General features: G+C 48.5%; 21 protein-coding genes. 11 read left to right on the forward strand and 10 right to left on the reverse strand.

What is annotated here, in order from left to right; translation table 11 throughout:
• Positions 1–447: 447 nt before the first annotated feature.
• The 5 genes from L6J37_RS12510 to L6J37_RS12530 form a co-directional block, all read right to left on the reverse strand.
• Positions 448–1599, reverse strand: a complete 1152-nt coding sequence (locus L6J37_RS12510; RefSeq protein WP_192016424.1) for a hypothetical protein — start codon at positions 1597–1599, stop codon at positions 448–450.
• An 18-nt stretch (positions 1600–1617) separates the two neighbouring features.
• A complete protein-coding gene (locus tag L6J37_RS12515; RefSeq protein ID WP_225445235.1) occupies positions 1618–2382 on the reverse strand; it encodes an outer membrane lipoprotein-sorting protein in 765 nt (254 codons plus the stop codon).
• Positions 2383–2459: 77 nt separating this feature from the next.
• A complete protein-coding gene (locus tag L6J37_RS12520) occupies positions 2460–4814 on the reverse strand; it encodes an efflux RND transporter permease subunit (protein ID WP_237795321.1) in 2355 nt (784 codons plus the stop codon).
• 220 nt (positions 4815–5034) lie between these two features.
• Positions 5035–5823, reverse strand: a complete 789-nt coding sequence (locus L6J37_RS12525) for a TetR/AcrR family transcriptional regulator (RefSeq protein WP_192016427.1) — start codon at positions 5821–5823, stop codon at positions 5035–5037.
• A gap of 314 nt (positions 5824–6137) precedes the next feature.
• Entirely contained in the window at positions 6138–7289 is a 1152-nt protein-coding gene (locus tag L6J37_RS12530; protein WP_192016463.1) for an iron-containing alcohol dehydrogenase, read from the reverse strand.
• Between the two features lie 170 nt (positions 7290–7459).
• On the opposite strand from L6J37_RS12530, the gene L6J37_RS12535 reads away from it, so the two are divergent.
• A complete protein-coding gene (locus L6J37_RS12535) occupies positions 7460–8341 on the forward strand; it encodes an AraC family transcriptional regulator (RefSeq protein ID WP_237795322.1) in 882 nt (293 codons plus the stop codon).
• 11 nt (positions 8342–8352) lie between these two features.
• Here the strand turns inward: L6J37_RS12535 and murQ are convergent, their stop codons facing one another.
• Positions 8353–9261: an N-acetylmuramic acid 6-phosphate etherase gene (gene murQ / locus L6J37_RS12540; protein WP_237795324.1), complete on the reverse strand. Its 909-nt coding sequence runs from the start codon at positions 9259–9261 to the stop codon at positions 8353–8355.
• A 239-nt stretch (positions 9262–9500) separates the two neighbouring features.
• Here murQ and L6J37_RS12545 point away from each other — a divergent pair, with 239 nt between their 5' ends.
• The 4 genes from L6J37_RS12545 to L6J37_RS12560 all read left to right on the forward strand — a co-directional run bounded on the left by L6J37_RS12545 (position 9501) and on the right by L6J37_RS12560 (position 12239).
• A complete protein-coding gene (locus L6J37_RS12545) occupies positions 9501–9869 on the forward strand; it encodes a hypothetical protein (RefSeq protein ID WP_237795326.1) in 369 nt (122 codons plus the stop codon).
• Positions 9870–9957: 88 nt separating this feature from the next.
• A complete protein-coding gene (locus tag L6J37_RS12550; protein ID WP_237795327.1) occupies positions 9958–10614 on the forward strand; it encodes a DsbA family oxidoreductase in 657 nt (218 codons plus the stop codon).
• A gap of 298 nt (positions 10615–10912) precedes the next feature.
• Entirely contained in the window at positions 10913–11656 is a 744-nt protein-coding gene (locus L6J37_RS12555) for a metallophosphoesterase family protein (RefSeq protein WP_237795329.1), read from the forward strand.
• A gap of 100 nt (positions 11657–11756) precedes the next feature.
• Positions 11757–12239 (forward strand): VOC family protein, encoded by a 483-nt coding sequence (locus tag L6J37_RS12560; protein WP_237795331.1) that lies wholly within the window; start codon positions 11757–11759, stop codon positions 12237–12239.
• A gap of 85 nt (positions 12240–12324) precedes the next feature.
• Here the strand turns inward: L6J37_RS12560 and L6J37_RS12565 are convergent, their stop codons facing one another.
• Positions 12325–13239 (reverse strand): DMT family transporter, encoded by a 915-nt coding sequence (locus tag L6J37_RS12565; RefSeq protein WP_237795334.1) that lies wholly within the window; start codon positions 13237–13239, stop codon positions 12325–12327.
• A 127-nt stretch (positions 13240–13366) separates the two neighbouring features.
• Between L6J37_RS12565 and L6J37_RS12570 the strand changes: the two genes are divergently transcribed.
• Positions 13367–14287, forward strand: a complete 921-nt coding sequence (locus L6J37_RS12570; protein ID WP_192016434.1) for a LysR substrate-binding domain-containing protein — start codon at positions 13367–13369, stop codon at positions 14285–14287.
• Positions 14288–14430: 143 nt separating this feature from the next.
• Here L6J37_RS12570 and L6J37_RS12575 read toward each other — a convergent pair whose 3' ends face one another.
• Positions 14431–15345, reverse strand: coding sequence for a LysR family transcriptional regulator (locus L6J37_RS12575; protein WP_192016435.1), 915 nt, complete (start codon positions 15343–15345; stop codon positions 14431–14433).
• A gap of 102 nt (positions 15346–15447) precedes the next feature.
• On the opposite strand from L6J37_RS12575, the gene L6J37_RS12580 reads away from it, so the two are divergent.
• Both L6J37_RS12580 and cspE read left to right on the forward strand, forming a co-directional pair.
• On the forward strand, positions 15448–16701 hold the full coding sequence (locus tag L6J37_RS12580; protein WP_237795335.1) for an MFS transporter: 1254 nt from the start codon (positions 15448–15450) through the stop codon (positions 16699–16701).
• A gap of 312 nt (positions 16702–17013) precedes the next feature.
• Positions 17014–17226 (forward strand): transcription antiterminator/RNA stability regulator CspE, encoded by a 213-nt coding sequence (gene cspE, locus L6J37_RS12585; protein ID WP_027250907.1) that lies wholly within the window; start codon positions 17014–17016, stop codon positions 17224–17226.
• A 934-nt stretch (positions 17227–18160) separates the two neighbouring features.
• Here cspE and L6J37_RS12595 read toward each other — a convergent pair.
• Positions 18161–19516 carry an MATE family efflux transporter gene (locus tag L6J37_RS12595; protein WP_218385289.1) on the reverse strand — a complete coding sequence of 452 codons (1356 nt, stop codon included), beginning with the start codon at positions 19514–19516 and terminating at the stop codon, positions 18161–18163.
• 106 nt (positions 19517–19622) lie between these two features.
• Between L6J37_RS12595 and L6J37_RS12600 the strand changes: the two genes are divergently transcribed.
• The 3 genes from L6J37_RS12600 (at position 19623) to L6J37_RS12610 (ending at position 21938) form a co-directional block, all read left to right on the forward strand.
• The gene (locus L6J37_RS12600) at positions 19623–20531 is read left to right on the forward strand and encodes a LysR family transcriptional regulator (RefSeq protein ID WP_225445230.1); all 909 of its coding nucleotides are present in this window, start codon (positions 19623–19625) and stop codon (positions 20529–20531) included.
• Positions 20532–20690: 159 nt separating this feature from the next.
• Positions 20691–21152: a carboxymuconolactone decarboxylase family protein gene (locus tag L6J37_RS12605; protein ID WP_192016438.1), complete on the forward strand. Its 462-nt coding sequence runs from the start codon at positions 20691–20693 to the stop codon at positions 21150–21152.
• Between the two features lie 15 nt (positions 21153–21167).
• On the forward strand, positions 21168–21938 hold the full coding sequence (locus L6J37_RS12610; protein ID WP_192016439.1) for a helix-turn-helix domain-containing protein: 771 nt from the start codon (positions 21168–21170) through the stop codon (positions 21936–21938).
• Between the two features lie 114 nt (positions 21939–22052).
• Here L6J37_RS12610 and L6J37_RS12615 read toward each other — a convergent pair whose 3' ends face one another.
• A complete protein-coding gene (locus L6J37_RS12615) occupies positions 22053–22967 on the reverse strand; it encodes a pirin family protein (RefSeq protein WP_237795337.1) in 915 nt (304 codons plus the stop codon).
• Between the last annotated feature and the right edge of the window lie 123 nt (positions 22968–23090).

Consider the following 23090-nt stretch of genomic DNA (forward strand, 5'->3'; position numbering starts at 1 on the left):
TAAAAGCTAAATAGTGAGGCTATTATTCTTCGGATGTGTGACTTCAATGACTTATCTGCTATTAACAATTTAATTTGTTATGAAAAATGTCGTTAAGACTGATATCAGAAAGGCAAAATGACCAATTTATGCCTTGAAATGAAGCTTGCCTGTCTTTGATATTTTTAGTTCTTGTGATCTTACTTCGATTAATATCATTCATTATTGTTGTCTGTTTTTTCTGAATGATTAGGGTGTTGAATGTATAGGTTGTTTTTTGACTCACAATGTCATTTTCATTCAGGCTGGCGATAAATAAAAGGCTGGGCTGCACGAGTTTTTTGCAGATGTCGCTGTGATGCACGAGTAGGGTATGTTCAGCCGGGAAAGAACGACAGGTATCTTGCAAAGGCCGGAACTCAGACTGTTACAGTTCCGGCAGGTTTTTGAATAAAATGGAAAATTGGCTCAGAAATAATATTCCAGAGCCAGCTCTATGAAGTCGTCTTTACGGACAAAATAAAGTGGACTGTCAAGCCTGCTGGCGTCGAACCACCAGGCGTTAGCCCGCCATTTCCAGTTGTTGTTTATCCGTGCGGAGGCTTCAATTCTGCCGGTAGATTCCTGACTGCTGTCCAGATCCTGATTAATCCCAACTAAAATTTCTGTACCGTCTATGTCATTGAGTGCAAATCGTGTACCCAGAAACAGGTCATTCTGATTCAGACTCAGTGATCGGGAATCGTACTGGTACTCGGCAATCAGGCCAAGATCCCAATAGGTATCGAAGACACCGACGAGTGTGTATTCAAACCCTGTGACCACGGCGGAGTGGTTTTCCAGGCTGTCACGGTAAAGCGCTTCAAGCTTTAATAACCAGCTGCCAAAAATGCCCTGAACATCCATGCTGGTCTGGTCCATTTGGGCGTAGTATGGCGTCAGGCTGGTACGTCCCGGCAGGAAGTAGGGATCTCTGTTGGTCCCCTGAAAAAAGCTGGCACCGACATCCCAGTCGCCAAAATAGTGGCTGTAGCGCAATGACCAGTCGATGTGCTCCTGCTCGGCTGAAGATTCATATAATGCATCGTCATTTACCGGCAGTGGGGGCCGCAGCCGCCCGTCTTTACCGGCGAAAGTACGTTCACGAAAGTAGGGGAGGATGAAGGCATTCACTGTGCCCCAGTCTTTGACGGCTGCAACATTGATCATAGGCTGCCCGAGTTTTTGCTCGCCGTCGACAGATTCGACGTTATCGGTCTGGTTAATCACATCCACCAGGTGAATGGACTCGGTCACGCCCCAGAAAACTTTCCCGACGCCCATTCTGAGCTCATAGTCATCGATCAGTTGCAGATACATGAATTCACGCAGATCGAAATGGGTACGTTCATCGTCCATGCTGTCCCAGCGGTAGAATGGCTGAATGGTCAGCCGGGCGTCACCGTCCTGCCACTCTGTGTACCATTCGGGTTCTATCACCACAGAGGTCTGGCTTTTGTCCTGGCCCTCAAGACCAGGGTGCAAAAATTGACGTTGTTCAAGGTTTATCTGGCCGCTGATACCAGCTGCCTCTACTGAGGCAGCCAGAAACAGGGGCAATGCAGAAAATCGGTATATCATGCTTGCTCCTGCCTGAGATTATTTGACACGCTTGAGACTGGACTTATTGAAATCGCTCTCATCAAGGCCATTGTTAAACGTCAGTTTATGGGTGGTCAGTACCGTTGTCTTGCCAGTCTGGATGTTATTCATTGTCATCGTATGCGCGCGCCAGTATTTGCCCAGATACTGCTCATAGTTGTTAAAAGTCAGTGTCTTCAGCAGGCTGTCTTTACGGTCATAGAATTCCACCTTCAAAGGCCGGTAATGGTCTTTATCCAGCCATACCAACTGCTTGGTATAACCTGAGTATTCATCCGTCGGCACTTGCCGGAGTTTGAATACGGCTTCACCTTTAACGGTGTCATCACCCAGATAGGTAAAGTCGTATTTTTCCAGTTCAAATGAACTTAAATCTTCGTAGGCGAACTCGCTGCCCATGAAAGGGCCTGATTTATTGCGCGAAGCAATACGTTTTACCCGCTTCAGCGCTGGCAGATAAAGCCATTGGTCATCAGGCTTGGTTGTGTGGGCGAAATTCAGAAAAGCTGTGCCTTGCACATCACGGGGCTGGTCGAAAATCGTCAGGCCTTTATCGCCATCATCAGCCACTTCCAGTGTCTTGATACGCATTTTTCGGGTGCTGCTTTCCCCTTGTGCGTTGGATAGCAACATGGTCATTTCCCCAATGCTGTCGCCCCAACCGGTATCACGCAGTTTTCGCTCCTTGGCAATCTCTAACCCTTGTTCGTTACCCGCATGGCATACCGCCGGTATGATAGCCATACCCAATGCAGTAATCATGGCTATAGGCGCTAGCCATTGCGTGATTTTGGCTGTTTTGTCTGTCATGAGCTTTCTCCTAATCTTTGGCTAAAAGGTTATTGGGCCAATGGTTTCTGGTTAATTGGGTTCTTGCTATCCGGTCTGGCTGTCTCGGTGTCAGCCTGTTCCACCGGCTTACGGTCAAAGAGCATCAACATGCAGGGCAGCAGCAAGAAGTCCACCACCAGGGCAATGAAAATGATCAGGGCACTGAGCTGGCCCATGTCACTGTTCAGACGGAAACTGGAGCTGGCCAGTACAGAGAAGCCGGCAACCAGTACGACGGTTGTGATCCATAACGCGCGGCCAACAGTGCTGAAGGCATAACGAACGGCTTCTTCGGCATTTCGGCCTTCTTTGCGTGCGATTTGATACTTGCTGAGGAAATGTACGGCGTCATCGACAACGATACCGAGTGTGAGAGTGACCACCACAGACAACCCAAGGTTGATTTCACCGGACCAGAGTGACCAGAGTCCGAATCCGAGAATCGCCGGGGCGATGTTGGGAATAAGACTGATCACACCCAGTCGCAGTGAACGCAGAGCGAAAATCATCAGTGCGGAGATCAGCACCAGCGTAACCGGTAGTGTCGATAACATACTGGCCATGTTGGTTTCGCCAATATGGGCGAACATCAGGTTCGGGCTGGACGCCATAATGGCGTAACCCGGCGCATTAGCATCAAACCAGTCATTAATACGGGCTTCCAGGGCTACCAGTTCTTTACTACCGACATTCTTGGTGGTCAGCGTCAGTTTCACGGATGATTTATCTACGTTGAGCTGGTTGTTAAGGTCCAGGCCGTATGGCAAAGACATTTCATACAGCAACAGATATTGTGCGGCCAGTTCTCTGTCGTTCGGCAGGCGATACCAGCTGTCATCATCACCATGCATGTTTTTGTTCAGGCGTTTGTAAACATCACTCAGGCTGGCGACATGGTCGGTCTCAGGTTGTTCACGCAACCAGTTGGTAAACTGATTCAGAATGTTCAGGAAGCCAGGATCAGCAATCCCCTGAGGTTGACCTGAGTCAATAGCAATGCTGATGGTGGTCATTCCACTGATATTTTCAGCCATGAAATCGGCCGCCTGACGGAATTGGCTGTCTGTGGCGAAGTATTTGACTGGCTCATCGTTGACCACATTACGGGGCAGAAGCAGGGTAGCGCCGGTCAGAACGATCACCGATAAAGGCAGGATGATTTTGCGATGATTAACCACAAGATTGCCTAATTTATCGGTCCAGCTGTGCTGGCCAGCTGGCTTCACGGCCGGGGCACGCAAAGGTAGTACAGCCAGTAACGCTGGCAGCAGAGAAACCGACAGGAAGCAGGCGATCATTATCCCCAGAGCGGCAAGGTTGCCCAAATCACGCAGGATCGGGGAATCAGAGGCATTCATCATTAAAAAGCCAAGCGCCGTTGTTACCGAGGTAATCAGTACCGGCATCGCATTGAGTTTGATGCTGTAGCCGATGGCTTCGTTTTTGAGCATGCCCCGCTGCATGCCTTGCCGCATAGTGGCAATAACATGAACGCAGTCAGCAACGGCGAGTGTGAGCACCAGGGTCGGCACATTAACTGTGGCTGTGCTGAGGAACATGCCTGCCCAGCCGGACAGGCCCATAGTGGACGCCACAGAACCGATAATCACAATTAGAGTTGCAAGAACACCGGTCACAGTGCGTAGCATTAATACCAGAAAAACCAGCACAATCAGCAGCATGGTCGGTACCAGTGTGCTGCTGTCTTTCATGGCCATGTCCATGAAAGTACGATTCATCGCGACAATACCAGCCTGATAGAAATCAACCTCAGGAAATTCGGCCCGGTATTTCGCCAGCAAGGTTTGGGAATAATCAGTAACGGTGGTGATTTCTGTCGTTTCGTCAACTTTAGGCATTTGTAAAGTGATGTTCACTACAGCAACATCACCGCTGGATGAGATAAGTGAATCACGGAGCAAAGGTTCTTGTAAGGCGACTGATTTCACTTTCGCGATACGCGGCGCATCAAGCGGGTATTCGTCTAACAGCAAATCTTCGACCAGCAGATCATCTTCAATCGCCTCTGTGTGCTGATAGTTTGCTAACGAGTCGACGCGGCTGGAAAAGGGAATCTGCCAGCTGTCGTTGGTCAGCTCCCGGATAAGAGACAAGGTGTCGGGTGTAAAGACATTGCCGTTTTTGGGCGCAACAACAAAGCTGATGTTGTCTGTTTTACTGAATGTGTTCTGGATAGTGTTAAAGGCTTGCAGTTGGGGGTTATTTCCGTCGAAGAAGATGTTGTAATCTCCGCGGAAATAGAGGTTTTTGGCGCCGATAGTCGCGGCGATCAGCAGTGCCGTCATTATCGCCAGGACGATATAAGCACGTTTGATCGGTAAAGCGTAGATACTGTCTTTCATCACAATCTCCATGAGTGACGTTTCGTCAATACTTGGTGCTTTAAAGCCAGCATATATGCTGGCCGGGCAAGAATAAGTTACTTACTCATAGCGAATTTTAATTATTCAGCTACTTAGCAGCGTTAACACTCTCCAGTGTTCGCTGCAGAAAAATCAAATTATGACAAATCGTCAACTATGGTCTGAAAATAACCCGCATGAAAGCGGGTTATTACAGCAACTAACGACCCAGTTGCGACAGAAGATCGATCTCTTCCGCAAAAAAGGTCTGTTCAATGTGTTTCCACAGCCTTTTGTAATCCCTTTCGCTAGACAGTGGTTTCCAGTTCATTCCATCCAATAACATATTGATGTTATTCAGAATGGTGAACGGATCCTGCAGGCGATGTATACAGCGACTATTGGTAGCATTAGCAATCAACGCATTCGATCCCAATGCCAGCGACCAGTTTGCAAAAACCACCGCATCGGTACTGACGGCCGCAGACATAGCCAGACTGCCTTCTTTCAGAGCACGATTGACGATTGCATCAGCATTATCAATCATTTGCTCCTCAAGTTGATTCAACATTTCCACGCGTGCATTGGATGCTTTATCGATAACCCAGGGGGTTTTCGCAGTCAGCAGACACGTCGATAGTATGGGTTCGAGTCGGGCAAATATATGGTACGCAACGTGGACACCCATCAGAATATCCCGGCTGCTGCCTTCCATATCTAACACCCGGTTGAACAGGGTCATTTCAACCTTTATGGCATGGCTGCATAATGCCACTATGACGTCTTCTTTACTGCAGAAATGGTTATACACCGTTCCTTTAGAGTAAGGACTGATCGACGCCAGCTTATCCATGGTCAGGTTAGCAAAACCTTCCTTGTTAACCAGATCTTTGGCAAGCATGATCAGCTCGTGATCGCGTTCTGCAATCGCTTGCTGTTTCTTGGTCTTGGGTGCTCGCTCTCCAGAGAAGAGGGCACATCTTTCTTTATTACAGTTCAACCCGAACATAACTTCCGACTTTTAAGTTGTCAGTTGCGTGAATATATTGCAACTCCTTCTGTGAGATGCTGGTGCTCCTGTAAGTTTCTGCTTTACAAGAAGCAAGCACCCTGTAATCAGTTTAACACGAATACGACAAGGGTAAATCACTACAAAAATGACGATTAGTCAAAGTTGACTTATCGTCATAATAGCTCCTTATGCGCAGAGATCAATACCGGTGCTGAGAATTATTTGTTCTGTCCCGATAAACAGTGGTTGTGGCAGGTAATAAAAAACCGCCAGAGCTGGCGGTTTAAGCGTGTTTGCCGAAATCAAAGCGATTAAAGCGCAGTGCGGAGTATGGCTTCACTGTCGGCAAGACCGATTTTGCCGTGTTCGCCTAATGCTGTCATGCCGTGCTTTTCCAGACCGCTGAGCAGCACGCGAATATCGCTTTCATCCAGTTCGACATCTTTTAAGCGGGTTGGCACCTGCATGGCTTTGAAGAAAGCTTCTGTTTTGGCAATGGCGGCGTAGATACGCTCGTCATCGTTACCTTCAGCGATACCGAAAATACGTTCTGCATATTGCAGCAGTTTGGCTTCTTTTTCCTGACGTCGCTCTTTCATCACGGCGGGAAGCACGATACTCAGAGTGCGCGCATGATCAATGCCGTAGTTGCCAGTGAGTTCGTGACCTATCATGTGCGTAGCCCAGTCTTGCGGGACACCGACACCAATGAGTCCGTTCAGTGCTTGCGTGGCTGACCACATAATATTGGCACGAACTGCCAGATCTTTAGGATTAGTCAGCGCTTTCGGGCCTTCTTCAATCAGGGTTAACAGCAAACCTTCAGCGAACCGATCCTGCACTTTGGCATTCACCGGAAAAGTCAGATATTGCTCCATCACATGGATGTACGCGTCAACCACACCGTTACTGATCTGGCGAGGAGACAGGCTCAGAGTGGTTGCCGGATCCAAGACGGCGAAAGCAGGCTGGATTTTAGATGACATGAAGCCAATCTTGTCGTTACCGCGTGACACCACAGAGGCTTTATTGCTTTCGGAGCCCGTTGCTGGCAGTGTCAGAATGCAGCCAATAGGCAGAGCATTATCCACTTTTAGCCCTTTAGCCCACATATCCCACGGGTCTGCGCCTTCATAGCAGGCTGCTGCCGCTACAAATTTGGTGCCGTCAGCGACTGAACCCCCACCGACTGCCAGCAGGTAGTCGATGCCTTCAGTTTTGACTGTGTCGACCGCTTTCATCAGCGTGTCGTATTGCGGGTTTGGCTCAATGCCAGCGAACTCAGTCCATTGGTGTTCACTCAGCGCCTTAGCAACCTGATCGTAGACACCGTTAGCTTTGATAGAGCCACCGCCGTACAGCACCAGTACTTTGCTGCTTTTAGGAATTTCGTTGGTGATTGCAGCAATCTGACCTTCACCAAAATGAATGCGGGTAGGGTTGTGATAGCTAAATGGGTTCATCATTGCTCTCCAGGTTTGCCTGTAAGATATAGTGTGCTGCAAAGTGTAGGTGACAACATGCCTCGCTGTAATACACGATTCTGCTTAATTCTTGCCTGATTCTGCTTTACACTTTTATTCGTACGGTTATTCATCAACACTAAGCCATCTTGAACAATTGAGTTCCGATTATGAATACTACCCTGGAACTGGCCACTTCCTTATGCTGCCAACTGGGATTGGAGAGCGGCCAAGGTAAGGTAAATACGGCACTAAAAGGTGTCAGCCTGTTTAAAATTACCCAATATCATCATGTTACTCCGCAGATGTATCAGAAAGGCGTGGTTGTTATTTTTCAGGGCAACAAAATTGGCCACCTGAATGATTATCGATTTGAGTACGACACTGAACATTGCCTGATTGTGTCAGCACCGTACCCTATTGCCTGTGAAACCTTTGCGTCGGAAGAGGCGCCGCTGATCGGTATTGATATCGGATTCGACCACAGCGTTATTCGTCAGCTGGTCGATGATATGGAAGCGGATCTGGGAGCCGATTATTTCGCCTCTCAGCAGCAGCACAAAGGCGTGGCCGCCTCGCCTGTCACACCTGAGATTAATGATTGTATGCAGCGATTATTATCGGTTCTGCATACCCCTATTGATGCAAAATTACTGGGGCCGCAGATACTCAGAGAGTTTTTTTACCGCCAGCTGCAAAGTCATCAGCGATCCCTGCTTGCCCAGTATGTGAAGCAAGACAGTGCGTTGGCCCGCGTGTCAGGTGTGATAGAGCATGTCCAGCTGCACTATGCGGATAAGCTGGCGGTGGATGATCTGGCTGACATGGCAGGCATGAGCACTTCTGCCTTTCACCGTGCTTTTAAGCAAGTCGTCACGGATCCGCCGTTGCAATACATTAAAAAAATCCGGCTCAATAACGCCAAGCAACTCATGGTACAGGATGGCGTATCAGCCAGTGTAGCAGCAAGCAAAGTGGGATATGAAAGCGCCGCACAGTTCAGCCGGGAGTTTAAACGCTATTTTGGACTGCCGCCCAGTAAGGCGGGGTAAGTGGTGTGCGCTTACTGACCTACCTGTTGGACAGCTTGCCGGGTAAATCCCTGCGAGTTGTTTAGCAGCACACGCGCTTCTTCAGCCGTTGAACCGGTCAAAATCATCACAATGGCGGTTTTGCAGTGGCCGCCACAGGCTGTCAGTGCAGATTCGGCTTGTTCGCGTGTTGCACCGGTTGCCGCGGTGACAATGTTTTTCTGGCGCTCGACCAGCTTTGCATTGGTTGCTTCAACGTCTACCATCAGGTTCCCGTACACTTTGCCGGTGCGTATCATGGCACCTGTTGTCAGCATATTGAGGATCATTTTTTGCGCAGTACCGGCTTTCATGCGGGAAGAGCCGGTCACCACTTCGGGTCCGACTATGGGCGTCATGGCAATATCTGCTAATTGAGTCATGGCGCTGTTGGGGTTGCAGCTGATGCTAGCGACGGTCGCACCGATCGATTTAGCGTATGTCATGGCACCGATTACATAAGGGGTACGGCCACTGGCAGCAATGCCGACTAACACATCTTTGTCAGAAAAGTTCAGGGCTTTCAGGTCTTCTGCACCCAGATCGGTGTTGTCTTCAGCATTTTCTACGGCACGGAAAATCGCTTCCCGCCCACCTGCAATCAAGCCGATAACCTGAGACGGGTCACTGCCATAAGTGGGCGGGCATTCACTGGCATCCAGAATGCCTAAGCGGCCTGATGTCCCTGCGCCTGAGTAAATTAAGCGGCCACCTTGCTGAAAAGCAATCGCGATAGCATCAACAGCTTGAGCCACTTGCGGCAAGGTGCGTTCAACAGCCAGCGCCACTTGCTTATCTTCGTCATTGATGACCTTGAGCATGTCGACGGTCGACAGGGTATCTATCGCCTGGCTGGCAGGGTTGCGGCTTTCAGTGATCAGCGTGTTTAAATCAATTTTCATCAGGGATGACCTTAGGGTTCGTTATCTGATGAGAATTGTAGGGAATAACATATGGCGTAGCAAACGGGCGCCATCTTAGCGGTCTCTTCTTGCCTGTCCTGATTCAAAAACGCGATAAACAGGCAAATCATCGAATTCAGACGATGTCGCAGCTGATCAACGGCCTGACTGTCTGAATCAGCGTGCTACACTCATACCGACACTGACTTCGTGGAATTGGGTTCGTCGCGGAGGCAAGTATGGTCAGTTTATTGTGGAAATGCTCTGTTGCTCTTTTTCTTTTTGCCACGCTGTGGGCTGGCTACAGCTTGCCTGTTCAGGCCGACATTGTTGATGCCCGCTGCGATATATACCCCAGAGGTGCAGATAAACCCTCAGGCCGTTACTTATGCGTGCTGTCTCAGCATCATGGCTATATCACCATAGACAGAGCAGATGGCGTCTATTACGATTTTTATCCGATGCGGGGGGAGCCGGGGCAATACCGCGATGATCGTAATCAGCCTGTTTACAGAAGAAACGGATTGGGCGCAAAAGGGATGATTTTTGAAATGAGCGACAAGTCCATTTATGTCCTTTGGGATACCTCCGTGTTAGCTGAACCCTAATTTTAAGATCTCATTTTTAGGGATTATGGGTTGATTTTTTACGTCACGCTAACCACTATCAGCCCACCTGAACTAAGAGACGAAATGCATGCCAACGCATACCCACTTAACCATTGATATCGTATCTGATGTCGTCTGTCCCTGGTGCTACATTGGTTACAAACGGCTGGAGCAGGCCATGGCGGCCTATAAAGATCAGGTGCAGTTTACTGTGCGCTGGCATCCTTTCGAACTGAATCCGGCCATGCAGGAAGATGGCCAGTTGCTGAGTGAGCATCTGGCCGAGAAGTATCAGATCACACCCGAACAAAGTGAGCAGAACCGAGCCAGGATCATTGCTTTAGGTGAAGAATCCGGTATTCGGTTCCATTTCACCCCACTCTCCCGTATCTACAATACGTTCAAAGCCCATCAGCTGTTGCACTGGGCCGCGAGCTACGGCCGTCAGACAGAGCTGAAACTGGCGCTTTTTGAGGCTTATTTCACAGAGCAGGATGATCCGAGTGCTTTGCCTGTGCTGTTGGATGCTGCTGACGCCGCAGGCCTGGATCGTAAAGAAGCCGAGCTGGTGCTGAAACAGGGCAACTTTGCCGAAGCCGTGAGAGCTGAAGAGCAAACCTGGACCGGGCAGGGGATCACTGCAGTGCCTGCGTTTGTCTTTAATGAAAAATATCTGCTTTCTGGTGCGCAGGATACAGAGACATTGAAGCAGGTTATCGACACGCTTTTAGCTGAGGTGGCCTAAAAAATTAGTCCGGCAATGTTACCGACCCGCATAATCCATAATCCATGATCAATTGGTCAATGTTGCATGCGGGTCTGAACGCTGTTGGGCCGTAGGTGAGTTCTGATCACTGTGCAATCTGAAAGGAGAACGGATGAAAGGGTTTTGGCTAAAACTGATTCTGACAGTCGTCATATTCGCGGCCTTGTTTGGCTACGTTTTTTATACTGTGCAAAGTGGTGTGCAATAAGGACAGTGTTGATTAGGAAAAAGTCAGCGGTGAGCATAGAATCATTTGGATCATCACAAGGAGTGTGAGTTGGAAAAATATGCGGTGTTGTCGGACATTCACAGTAATGTCTTTGCGCTGGAAGCTGTGGTCGCGGATGCGGCCAGTAAGGGAGTGACCCGGCTGGTGAATCTGGGTGACATTTTATACGGCCCGATAGCCCCTCGTGCTACCTTCGATTTTTTGCAGCAGCAAGAGATGCTGACCATTTCAGGTAATCAGGATCGACAAATTTACCAGTCGACGGCTGCAGAAGTGGCTGCCAATCCCACGCTGCAATTTATCCTCAACGACTTAGGCCAGGCCCCGCTGGACTGGATGCAGCAACTGCCTTTTGATGCTTGGATATCCGATGAGATTTACGCCTGCCATGGCACGCCGGACGATGATCTGGTGTATCTGCTGGAAGAGATCAGTTCGGGTCATCCGCAGGTCAAAGCAGATGCCGAGATAGCCGCGTATCTCAAACACATCCATTCTCCTATTATTCTTTGTGGTCATACCCATATTCCCCGTTGTGTCCGGCTGTCGACGGGACAGACGGTGATTAATCCCGGCAGCGTGGGCCTTCAGGCTTACGCCGATGAACTGCCGTCGCCTCATTCGATGCAAAATCACACACCGCAAGCGTCGTATGCTGTGTTAACGCGGCAAGACCACCACTGGGAAACGGCCTTTCACCGCGTTGATTATGATGTAAAAGCGGCTGTGCAGGCAGCAACGGCCAATGGTCGCGAAGACTGGGCACAGTACCTGATGACAGGCAGATGTTAACTCAGTGAGAGTCAGCTCATAACGCTGCTTCTTCATCTACACTTGGTTGATACAGTATGCCGTTTTTCTTTGTGTTCCTGTCCAGTTTCCCGGAGGTTCTATGGCATCGTTTCAGCAGGCGAAAATCTCTCCTCACTTGTGGTTTGATAAAGAAGCGGTTGAAGCCGCCGAGTTTTATACTCAGCTCTTTGATCATTCCAGAATTGTTAATGTCACCAAGATTGATGATACCCCTTCAGGCAGTGTTGATGTGGTGAACTTTGAATTGTTCGGACAGCCATTTACAGCGATCAGTGCCGGGCCTTTTTTCACGTTTAATGAGTCGGTCTCTTTTGTTATTCATTGTGACGATCAGGCAGAAATCGATCGTTACTGGACGGCTTTATCTCAGGATGGTGGTGAGGAAGGGCAGTGTGGCTGGCTGAAAGATAAATACGGTTTGTCATGGCAGATTGTGCCGAGATCGATGGATGTGATGATGCGAAGCCATGATCACGATAAGCTGGCGCGGCTAACGCAGTGCTTCTTGACCATGACAAAACTGGAGATAGTCGCGCTGGAACGAGCGTTCAATGGTAAGTAGAAGGTCGGGTCAAAAAGAGTGAATCACAAAAAAAGCGACAGGCGGGCAGGAGCTCCCGTTCTGTCGCACAAGGGATAGTTAATCGTCAGGCTTTGGTTTCTTCTACAGCATCTGTAGCGACAGCCGTTTCTATGGGTTTGAGAGCCGCGGCTTTTTTTGCACGCTTTTCTTTTTGTGCCAGCCAAATCAGGGGGGCGATGATCATCATAGTGCCAAGAATCATTGGCAAGTCAGGTACTTCGTCGAACCACAGCATGCCGATGATCACAGCGCCAATCAGTCCGCTGTATTCGGCGCTCGCAATCTTGTTCGATTCCGCCGAGCGGTAAGCCAGTACACAGGTGCCGGCATAAATCATAATGAACGTGCTGGAGCCGGCCGCTGTCAGCAGCGGCGACCAGTCCCAGGGCTGTCCTTCCCAAATAGCCAGGCCCAGCGCTGCCGGCATACCTGCCAGGTTGGTCAGCATCAGGGTTTGCGCAACAGTCTGGTGTTTTGGCAGCTTACGCACCAACAGGTTGTTCCAGGCCAGCGTAAACGCAACAATCAGAGCCGCAATGGCTGCCCAGTTGATTTCAGTCGGGCGGATAATCACCAGCACACCAATGAAACCAATTACCGCCACGCCAACAGAATATTTGGTCAGCTTTTCCTGAAACAGCATCATGGCCATAGGCAGCATGATCAGCGGAGCGGCATAGAAGATGGCATTCGCAGTGGCCAGTGGCAGGCTGGTAATTGAGATGATCATAAATACCATACCCAGCAACCAAATGTGTCCGCGCAGAGCATGCCACTTAAATCCGGCAAAAAAATCGGCTTTTTTGGTGCCAATACAGAAGGGTGCCAGAATAGCGACGGCGGTTAACTGGCGGAAAAAAACAAACTGAAAAATAGCCGTTTCATCACCCAATGATTTAATCATGGCATCGGAGCACACAGCAATTAAGTTGCCAACAATCAGCAATATCATGGCTAAACCGACAGACATTTGAGGCATGGGCTGCTCCTTCTTTTTTGGGGTTAATGAAATGTCAACGAGACAACAAACTGTGATCCAAAGCATAAACCAGCGGTAGTGATGAAGTATAATGATATAAATTTTTTTGGTATGAGTTTTTTAGATAATGAAGCTGCCACCACTTCGTGCTGTTCATTACTTTGAGGCTGTCGCCCGCCTGAACAGTTTTTCCCGTGCGGCGGAATTTCTGAGTGTGACGCAAAGTGCCGTCAGCCACCAGGTTCGTCTTTTAGAAGATTATTTGGGTGAAGAACTGTTCCAGCGTCAGGGACGTCAGTTGTCTCTGACACCCGTTGGTGAAAAGTATTACGAGCAGATCAGCCATGCTCTGGCTGATATTTCTGAAGCCAGCCAGCAGATCCGGGAAGGCGAAGGTGGCAAGATTCGCCTGGCACTTTACAGCTCACTGGCAGTGAAATGGCTGATCCCACGGCTTGAAAATCTGCGTCAGCTGCACCCTGAAATAGAGCTCACGTTAAACATGGTGAGTAACGACCCGAATTTCAGTGACGAACTGGCAGATTGCTTTATTACTGTTTCGCCACCCAAGCGTAGTAATTTCATTTCAGAGCTGCTGTATCATGAGCAGCTCTATCCGGTGTGCAGCCATAAGCTTTGGCTGCAAATGCGGGACAAACCGTTGCCGGACGCCCTGTGGGAGCATCCGTTGCTGACCACTCGTTCTATTTTTAAAGATGCCAAACACGGCGAAGACTGGCACCGCTGGTGTATGCTGGGCGGTTTTGAGCTGCCTGAACAGGCGAGATTTCAGTTGTTCAGCCATATGTTGCTGGCGGCGGAAGCGGCCCGCTATGATCAGGGCATCACTTTTCTCAATGACTACCTGATGAATGACATCGACAGGCAGCAGCATTTCGTGCGGATTCCTATGCATGAGTTGCCGACCGGTGACAGTTTTTATTTTGTGTATAAAAAATCACGCGCTAAGCAAACCGCCATTATCACTCTGGGTCGCTGGCTTAAACAGCAGTGTGATGAGCTGGACAGACGTGGAAGCCAAAGCTGAGGCCAGATTCAGCGTCAGGGCGTTACAGTGAGTGGCTGTCATTGTCAAACCAGCGCTGAAAAACAATAGCGTCTATTGTCGGTTAGCATCGGGTATCAAACCGTTATTAACTCCCTCTCCATCACGAAGAGGGAGTTAACAGATCACTTGTGAAAGCAGACGCCGCCATGAGTGGCATCGTAAAGCTGCTGCCGGATTAATTCGGCGATTTCGACGATCAGTTCGACCATGCCCGGCTGCCTGACCTTTTTTTTGCTGCACATGATGTAGAGAGACTCACTAAGCCGCAGTGCGTATTGCGGTAACACCGGCACTAACTGGCTGTTGGGCGAATACAGATAGGTGGGTAACACGGCAATGCCCATACCTCTTTCGGCGGCATGCTGTTTGGTCAGGTTGTTATCAAAATACTGGCTGCGCTCAGGCAGGGAAAATTTACTTTGCTGAGCATAGATGTTCGGCCAGTCTAATTTCCCCTTAGCCTGAATCAGCAAGCGGTGCTCACAGAGATCTGAGAAAGAGGCAGGCGTACCGTAACGTTCCAGGTATGCATGGCTGGCCACAATCACTTTATCGATATCAGCCACCCTCTGGTAATAAAAGGCCGGTTCGGGCGGAGAGAAATTCAGGGCGATATCCAAATCGTCGTCAAAGAACGCTTTTTCAAGACTGGTCTCTATCAGGTTGATAACCAGTTGCGGGTAAGTTTCCATGAGCTGTTCGATCACAGGCAGCACCACCTGATTGCCCAGTGCGACGGAACAGGCCAGGTTAATGGAACCTGCCATAGTCTCTGTCTGGCTGAGTGACATCATGCAGTGACGCAACCCGTTCAGGCTGGTCTGGCATTCTGCCAGCAGCTTCATGCCTTCACGGCTTAACTTAAAGTGATGTTTGTTCTCTCGAATAAACAGCTCACATCCGAGCTGCGACTCAAGCTTCTTAACTTGGGCGCTGATGGTGGACTGCGAAATGTTCATCTTATTGGCCGCACGGGAAAAACTGTTGTATTCCGCTACTGCCTGAAAGTAGTGCAACAAGGCAAATGACTTATCCATGTTCATAGTTGTTTATCTATAAATAAATCCGCTTTTATGAATTATCACTGAAAGTGAAGGCAAATTACACTGGCTTTCCTGACATAACTATAGGTAAGCAAAGTGAATCTTGATACTCGATATGCTTTTCATTTGGCGCTGGATATCAGTGCAGCAGGCGTGTTCATGGCGGTTTCTGGTTTGTACTGCCTTGCAGAGGGCATGACACTTCAGCAATTGGGCTGGTTCTTTGCCGCCTTTTTTATCGTCATGGTTGTGTTGGAAGTGCCGAGTGGTTTTTTGGCTGACCGATTTGGACATCTGGCCGTTTATCGGTTGGCGAAAGGCTTTGATATGCTGAATGTTGTCCTGTTGGTGTTGGCTCCGAGTATTACGACTGTGATTTTAGCATCGGCAATCGGCGGCATCGGGCGCGCTTTGGGTTCAGGGTGTTTAGAAGCATGGTACGTTAACCAGCGCTATAAAGAAGGGTGCCATACGAATATCAAAGCAGCCCTGTCACGTGCGAATCTGTGGCTGTTATCAGGTTTGGGTATTGGTGCTGCAATAGGTGGACTATTACCCGCTCAGGTGCCATATACGTTCAGCCAGACATATCTGAATGGTAACCCTTATAAGGTGGCGTTAATACTGGGCATGGCAATCCACCTCGCAGCCCTGGGGATCAGCTTTCTGACTTTTCATGAAGGCGAAAATGCGCGGTCACGACAAGATCACAATCATGAATCACTGTTGTCGATGGGCAGTAACTTACACACGTATTTCATGGCAAATCCGGTATTGATCCTGCTTCTCGCCTGGCAAATGCTGATGGGATATGCTCTGGCTAACCACAGTGTGTACTGGCAACCCGTGTTCGCCATGCTTGAGGGTGGGAACAGCATGCTTGAATGGGTTGGATTTATAGTGGCCTCAAACTATTTACTCGCAGCGCTCCTTGGCAGGTTGCTGGACGCTACTGCTGCCTCTTTTTCAGCTGTAGCAATTTTGCCGGTTTATGCAGTGTGCGCAGCGATGGCGCTGATTGCCATGTCGTTAGTAAGTAATCCCTGGGGCTTTTTACTGGCGAATTGGGTGTTTATTTCCGCTGTGTTTCTGTCTCGCCCTGTCATAGCGGCAGAGTTACATCGGCATGTCGGCTCGTCGCACCGGAGTGCGTCTGTTTCTCTACTGTCACTGAGTCTGAATCTCGGTGGGGTGATGACAGGCGGTTTGCTGTCATGGCTGACCCAAACATTTTCTGTGCCGGTAGCCTGGCAGGTGAGCGCATTGATTATGACGCTATCGGCGTGCGCTTTGAGCATCTGGCAGGCGATGGCAGGCGATGACAGGCAGAGACAGACAAGCCCTGGGTAATGAGACGGATTCGCCTAATTGAAGAAAGAATGTGCGGAAGATGGGGTTTTCAGGCGGTCAGCGATATTATTTTTAGAACAATCTCAAATAAACCTTTACAAAGGGGGAGAGTAGCGTATGATTCGTCTTGCTCTGTCGCTCAGATTAATTAATGCAACTTCAAGTCAAAGTAAAACCTCAGAATTTCTTCGTAACTGTCGTTATCCTCAGTGTTTCCCTTAGCTTCATTGTGACATTCAATAATTTAGGCTCTCAGCGCATCGCATGAATGCGGTAAATATTTTGAATTCATCTATATAAAAGGGACAAATTATGTCTAACAAATCAACTGGTCTGGTTAAGTGGTTTAACGAAGAGAAAGGTTTCGGTTTTATTACTCAAGACAACGGTGGTGCTGACGTATTCGTTCACTTCCGTGCAATCGCTTCAGAAGGCTTCAAAACTCTGGCTGAAGGTCAGAAAGTGTCTTTTGACGTAGAGCAGGGCGCTAAAGGCCCTCAAGCTGCTAACGTAGTAGCGCTGTAATTTTTTCATTGGCGTAAAAGGTGTTTTGCCTTTTACGCCAATGTATTTACAACGAAAATTATGCCTCTCCTGCCTTAAAAGCACGTCAGCTGTAAGCTTCCAAACGCCTTCGTAACACACCATCAAACACCAGCATTTGCTTTGTCATCAAACTGCAAATAAATTCCATTAGCATATTTATCATAAGCAAGTTTCAGATTGCGTTTTATACGTAATAATTTTGCTTATTTGAAAGAAAAATAAGGAGATATTATGTCTCGTTCAATTGGTCGTCATCGATTTTGGTTTCATCAAAGTCGTACTAAAAATACATCCGCAAATAAGAGGGTAGCCATTAAGTGATAGTTAATTTTACGCTTTATAAAGAAGACAAATCCTGGAGTTCACGTATACATCAGTTAAATGATGATGTTCTGCTCCGACATGTACACCTTCAGGGTAATATTGCCCGCAGAGATATAGATTTTTCCTACTGTGAAAGGTCTCACTCGGGAAATATTCTAAACAGTGAAAACCAAGTGATTGGTCATTTCAGCGTTTTTTCGTCATAACTCCCGCAATCATTCATTTCATGGCTACCGCCGCCAGGCCATGCAGTGAGCGATGATTGAGTCACTCCCTCTGACTTTACTTCACCTGTGTTCATCCCTGCTATGCCGGACAGGCAATAATCAGAAAGCCCCTTATGCTGCTATCGTTATATAACTAACTATGCGTGATGTTAGTTAAGGCACGTGGTGTTAGCTAAAACGCTGAATGAGATTATGTGTTAGTAGACAGGGTGGCTCAAACCTATATTCCGTATTGTCTTCAAAACATCACTGATTTGCCTTATATATGTCTGCCGCCGACAGTTCTACGGAATAACGATCCCCTCATCACGAGAGACAACGGGCAATCTGAATGATTACCCGTTAGGAATTACCGCTTGTTTTTAAGCTGCGGCGGTGTTTCTTGTTTGTTGTATCGGAGCTTGTGACAGTGACTGCCACATTGCACCAAGAACCAACACAGCCAGAAAAATGTTAGAGACGGGCATTGCCAGCCAAACACCATTTTCTCCAAACCACTTTGGTAATAGCCAGAGGAAAGGCAATTGTACCAGCATATTGCTGAGAGAAATCGTCAATGCCATGCCGCCCTGACCAACAGACATAAAATACACAGAGCCGATAATAATCAACCCATCCAGAAATAGGCTGAAAAGGTGCAGAGTGATACCATGACTCGCTTCTTGCACGAGCGTAACGTTACTGCTGTTGAACCAGCTGATCATAAATTCCGGAAACAAATTGAGTAAAGTAATCCAGCTAACGCCTACAATAATGGTTGCTTTGCAAGCCAGCAAAACAGTTTTTCTCACTTTATCGTGGGCGTTTTGACCGTGGAAATAGCTCACAGGTGGCTGCATTCCTTCAGCGATACCTTCCGCTAGCAGGTAATAAAGTGTCATCAGGTAACCTACAATGGCGTAGGCAGCAACGCTTACAGCAGAACCATATTCCATAAATAATCGATTATGAATTGCCACCATCAAGCCAGTGTACAGATACATCACCAGACACGATGAACCCAGTGTCAGTGTATCAGTCATTTTCTTGCCATCCGGTTTCAGATCAGTAAGTGATAACCTCAGTGTTGAGAAGCGGCTGCAGAAATACACCAATGTTAATAAGACGACAACACTCTGAGCTGTTACAGTGGCAATGGCAGCGCCTTCCAGTCCCCAGCCCAGTATTCCGATGAATATATAATCGAGCACAATATTGATAATAGCACCAGCAACCATGAGACCCGTTGCCACCTTAGGTGAATCATCGTTTCGTATCAGAAAGGGCGCGGCACTGGCGCCAACGGCTATGACTGAGAATCCGATAAAGATCTGTAAGTAGCTAACGGCATAGCTGAGGATTTGGCCTGTTGCGCCTTGCAAAGTCATCAATTGCACGCCAAAGACATATAATAATGCTGAACATCCAAGGCCAATGAATATCACCAGTGCCAGTCCATTTCCCAAAGCTTTACGCGCTTTAGCCGATTCGCGCATTCCTCTGAACGTAGAAACCAGACTGCCTGCCCCCATGCCAATCATCAGCCCGACACCCATGAAAATACTGATAATTGGCCAGGCAATATTGATTGCCGACAGGCCGTCTTGCCCTAAAAAGTGCCCGACAAATACCCCGTCAACTATCTGATACAGTCCATTGACCAGCATGGCCATGACGGCTGGAATGGTGAATCGACGAAAAGTTTTGCCGATTGATTCTGTTTGATTAATCGCTTCCATTTTTATCTCTCTGTGAAGCATATCTGTATTACTATGTATTCTCTTATCAAATTAAGATGGTAAAAAGTTAGTTACCATCCGCTTTTCGTATGGGTTGGAGTGGGTAATGTCACCTATCAGCTGGAATCTTGATCAACTGGACGCCTTTGTTACGGCTGCGCAAACGGGATCATTTACGTCCGCAGCACGAAAGTTGGGCAAGGCGCAATCTCGCATAAGCACTGCAATTGCCAATCTGGAAGCCGATCTGGGCTTTTTATTGTTTGACCGTAGCGGAAAATTTCCAACGCTTACTGCAGAAGGCAGGGAAGTGTTAAATGATGCGATGTCAGTCTTAACGCAATGTCAGCGGCTTCAGTCGAGGGTATTGTCTGTCTCTTCTGCTAATCCGGTTCAGCTCACCATTGCCATGGATGAAGCGGTGCCACTTGAAAATTTTGAAGTGCTTTATGCCAGGCTGGCGGATCATTATCCACACCTGAGTGTGACACTGTTAAATGGCTCCCTGGAAGATATCGCCAGCTGGGTTGATGGTGGCAAGGCGGACATGGGCTTTGTTTTACAGGATCATGTGTTATCGGATTCACTGGAGCGTTTCGCGATTGGCCGCAGTGGGCAAGCTTTGATTGTATCGGATAAGCATCCGCTGGCGTTGCTTGCTGCCCCAACCGAAAGCCAGCTCATTGAGCACAGACAGCTGGTTATCCGGGATCGCATGGGCAATGCGCTGGGCAAACCGCTGTCGCCCAGCTACTGGCACGTGGATAGCTTTTACCTGATATCGTCTTTGGTGATGCATGGTGTTGGCTGGGCATTCGTTCCTGAGCATGTGGCAACCGCAGACTGGTACGAAGTGAAAACCCTATCGACGGAAAACCTGCCTTATCAGCGCGATTTCATGCTGTGCGCCATTAAGCGAAGAGATGCGGGCTGGAATACAGTTCTGAAATGGCTAATCGCAGAGGCACAACAGTTATTTACTGAGAATCACTCTGATACGGGAAGATTGTCTTAACTTGGGGGCGCTGTTTTTGTGTTTTATCTGCGTCATCATGCCGGCTTATTTTGATGTCACATAATTAAAGCCGGGCAATACATTCCGTCATGTCGGAAATATTCAATAAATCTCACGCTCCGGTGAGTATCTTCATGTTTCAGACCAAGGAGATATTACATGACGAAACGCGTAAATTACTTCAGTATTGCACCGCAAGCGATAGAGATTCTGGTACAGCAGGAAAACTATTTCCATCAGCAGTTTAGTGAATCTCAAACTATGTCGATGACCATTTGGGAGCTGGTGAAACTGCGTGTATCCCAGATAAACCAATGCGCATTCTGTATTGATATGCACAGTAAAGATGCCCTCAAACTGGGCGAGCAACCGGAACGTATCTGGGGATTGAATGCCTGGCGCGACATGCCGTTTTATACCGGGCAGGAAAAAGTCGCTTTGGAATTTGCAGAACATCTCAGCGCGTGTAAATCTGTGGACGATCTAATGTATCAGCAGGTGTTGGACACCTTTGGTGAACAGGCTATGGTTGATCTTACGTTAGCCATTAATGCAATTAATAGCTGGAATCGAGTGGTAAAAACCTTTAAACCCAAAGTAGGGAGTTTTACCGCAGCATAGGGTAGTCACTGTTAAATGGATTTCAGGATCTTTAAACCACAAGGTGTGTTGAAAGACCATGTTCAGGGAATATGGTCACTTTCCGTGTCACCTGATCGGGTGGTTGAAGAGAAAAAACTGCTGTTCAGTGATGCCGGAAGCGGCATCATGTTCAATCTGGGTGGCGATGTCTGCTTTGGCAATCACTGCCACCCGGAAGGTGTGATGATCATGCCCAACAGCAAAGAAGCCCAGTATGTGACCCTGCCTCCCGGTACCGTCCTGGCTGGAATTCGTTTCCATCCGGGCATGGGCTACAGTGTGCTGGGCAAGCGTTTTGACCATCCGGTTACCATTGCTGATGAACCGGAACATTTATACTTTCTTGAACCATTGCAACAGCAGCTTCGTCATTGCCGCTGCCATCAGGCGCGTATTGCTACACTATATCGCTGGATGAAACGCCATCTGGATCCTGATGATTCTGCCCGTCATACCATTACTGAAATAGTGAAAGCCGTACAGCCTCACAGCCGGCATCATCCCATTCCGGTCAGTACCCGACAGATAGAAAGGCACTTCCAGAAATGGATGGGCATGACGCCGAAATACTATCAGCGAATTCTTCGGGTTAAACAGTCGCTGGAGCTGATACAGCTCTCTCCTGACATCCCGCTGGCGGATCTGGCCGCAGAGCAAGGGTTTTCCGATCAGGCACATATGACCCGAGAGTTCAGCCACATCGCTAAAATTACCCCGAAGCAATACAGCTTGCTGGTGAAGAAGAAGCAGGTACAGAGCAGGTAGCCTTTCTGTCAGCTAGAGTTAATGCGAAGAATGCCAGTATATTCAAGTAAAACAGACGCTTACGTTATCATCAGCAAGCGTCTGTTAGCTCATTACTCTCGTCACCCGTTATCGTCAGTCTGGTAAAGGAATGAATTCTGTCTCGTCTCCGGGTACCAGTGGAAAGTCCTGGTTCCGCCAGTCCGCTTTGGCTTGTTCAATGCGCGCTTTACGGCTGGACACAAAGTTCCACTCAATATAACGCGTGCCTATATTCTCACCACCGATAATGGCGATGCGGGATGGTTCCTTTGCTTCAATGGTTATCCCTTCCTGTTGCGACACTATGGCCATGCTGTGTTCCGGTAAGTCGCTGTCTTTTGCTGAGACATGGCCTTTGGCAATGTAAATGGCGCGTTCTTCGGCCATCGGCAGGGTGAAACGCTGCCCCGGCTGGAGATCCGCTTCTACGTACAGCGTTTCTGCGAATGTTTGAACAGGTGATGTAACGCCAAATGCGGTTCCCATCAATACTCTGACAGGTACACCGTCGATACTAAGGGATGGAATAGTGTCATCCGGGTAGTGATAAAAAGCCGGTTCACATTCTTCATCGGCCAGAGGGAGTGCTAACCAGAGCTGCAGGCCATGCAGAATATGATCAACGGCAGTGACCTCATAACGTTCACGTTCAGAGTGCACAATCCCTTTGCCTGCGACCATCAGATTGATGTCGCCAGGTTTGATGGGCTGCAGGCTACCCAGCGAATCACGATGCAGAATTTCGCCCTCAAACAAATAGGTGACGGTCGCTATGCCGATATGCGGATGGGGGCGCACGTTAATACCTTCGCCAGCCGGAAAATGCGCCGGACCCATATGGTCGAAAAAAATCCACGGACCAACCATTTTCTGTTGTGCTGTCGGCAGCAGCCGGCGCACGGAAAAACCTCCTAAGTCTTTGTCTTTTGCCGTCAGAATGCGTTCGATCGCCCCGCAACTGTCCTTACAGTCGCAAGGCTGTTCAACCTCTTTAAACGTATTGCTCATTCATCTCTCCTGCGTGTCGTTTTGGTTTAAGTATGGAGCAGTAGCAGCTATTCGTGAACAAATATGGAAAAAGCCTATGCAGGAAAAAGCTATTACCGGTCTAAGGGTGATGCATGAAAGGGG

The sequence above is a fragment of the Photobacterium sp. WH77 genome (genome assembly GCF_022014395.1).
GTDB lineage: Bacteria > Pseudomonadota > Gammaproteobacteria > Enterobacterales > Vibrionaceae > Photobacterium > Photobacterium arenosum.

What these genes read in the sequence shown, in the direction of transcription:
- L6J37_RS12510 (WP_192016424.1), bottom strand. Translation starts at nt 1,599, where the DNA reads ATGATATACCGATTTTCTGCATTGCCCCTGTTTCTGGCTGCCTCAGTA.
- L6J37_RS12515 (WP_225445235.1), bottom strand. Translation starts at nt 2,382, where the DNA reads ATGATTACTGCATTGGGTATGGCTATCATACCGGCGGTATGCCATGCG.
- L6J37_RS12520 (WP_237795321.1), bottom strand. Translation starts at nt 4,814, where the DNA reads ATGAAAGACAGTATCTACGCTTTACCGATCAAACGTGCTTATATCGTC.
- L6J37_RS12525 (WP_192016427.1), bottom strand. Translation starts at nt 5,823, where the DNA reads ATGTTCGGGTTGAACTGTAATAAAGAAAGATGTGCCCTCTTCTCTGGA.
- L6J37_RS12530 (WP_192016463.1), bottom strand. Translation starts at nt 7,289, where the DNA reads ATGAACCCATTTAGCTATCACAACCCTACCCGCATTCATTTTGGTGAA.
- L6J37_RS12535 (WP_237795322.1), top strand. Translation starts at nt 7,460, where the DNA reads ATGAATACTACCCTGGAACTGGCCACTTCCTTATGCTGCCAACTGGGA.
- murQ (WP_237795324.1), bottom strand. Translation starts at nt 9,261, where the DNA reads ATGAAAATTGATTTAAACACGCTGATCACTGAAAGCCGCAACCCTGCC.
- L6J37_RS12545 (WP_237795326.1), top strand. Translation starts at nt 9,501, where the DNA reads ATGGTCAGTTTATTGTGGAAATGCTCTGTTGCTCTTTTTCTTTTTGCC.
- L6J37_RS12550 (WP_237795327.1), top strand. Translation starts at nt 9,958, where the DNA reads ATGCCAACGCATACCCACTTAACCATTGATATCGTATCTGATGTCGTC.
- L6J37_RS12560 (WP_237795331.1), top strand. Translation starts at nt 11,757, where the DNA reads ATGGCATCGTTTCAGCAGGCGAAAATCTCTCCTCACTTGTGGTTTGAT.
- L6J37_RS12565 (WP_237795334.1), bottom strand. Translation starts at nt 13,239, where the DNA reads ATGCCTCAAATGTCTGTCGGTTTAGCCATGATATTGCTGATTGTTGGC.
- L6J37_RS12570 (WP_192016434.1), top strand. Translation starts at nt 13,367, where the DNA reads ATGAAGCTGCCACCACTTCGTGCTGTTCATTACTTTGAGGCTGTCGCC.
- L6J37_RS12575 (WP_192016435.1), bottom strand. Translation starts at nt 15,345, where the DNA reads ATGGATAAGTCATTTGCCTTGTTGCACTACTTTCAGGCAGTAGCGGAA.
- cspE (WP_027250907.1), top strand. Translation starts at nt 17,014, where the DNA reads ATGTCTAACAAATCAACTGGTCTGGTTAAGTGGTTTAACGAAGAGAAA.
- L6J37_RS12595 (WP_218385289.1), bottom strand. Translation starts at nt 19,516, where the DNA reads ATGGAAGCGATTAATCAAACAGAATCAATCGGCAAAACTTTTCGTCGA.
- L6J37_RS12600 (WP_225445230.1), top strand. Translation starts at nt 19,623, where the DNA reads ATGTCACCTATCAGCTGGAATCTTGATCAACTGGACGCCTTTGTTACG.
- L6J37_RS12605 (WP_192016438.1), top strand. Translation starts at nt 20,691, where the DNA reads ATGACGAAACGCGTAAATTACTTCAGTATTGCACCGCAAGCGATAGAG.
- L6J37_RS12610 (WP_192016439.1), top strand. Translation starts at nt 21,168, where the DNA reads ATGGATTTCAGGATCTTTAAACCACAAGGTGTGTTGAAAGACCATGTT.
- L6J37_RS12615 (WP_237795337.1), bottom strand. Translation starts at nt 22,967, where the DNA reads ATGAGCAATACGTTTAAAGAGGTTGAACAGCCTTGCGACTGTAAGGAC.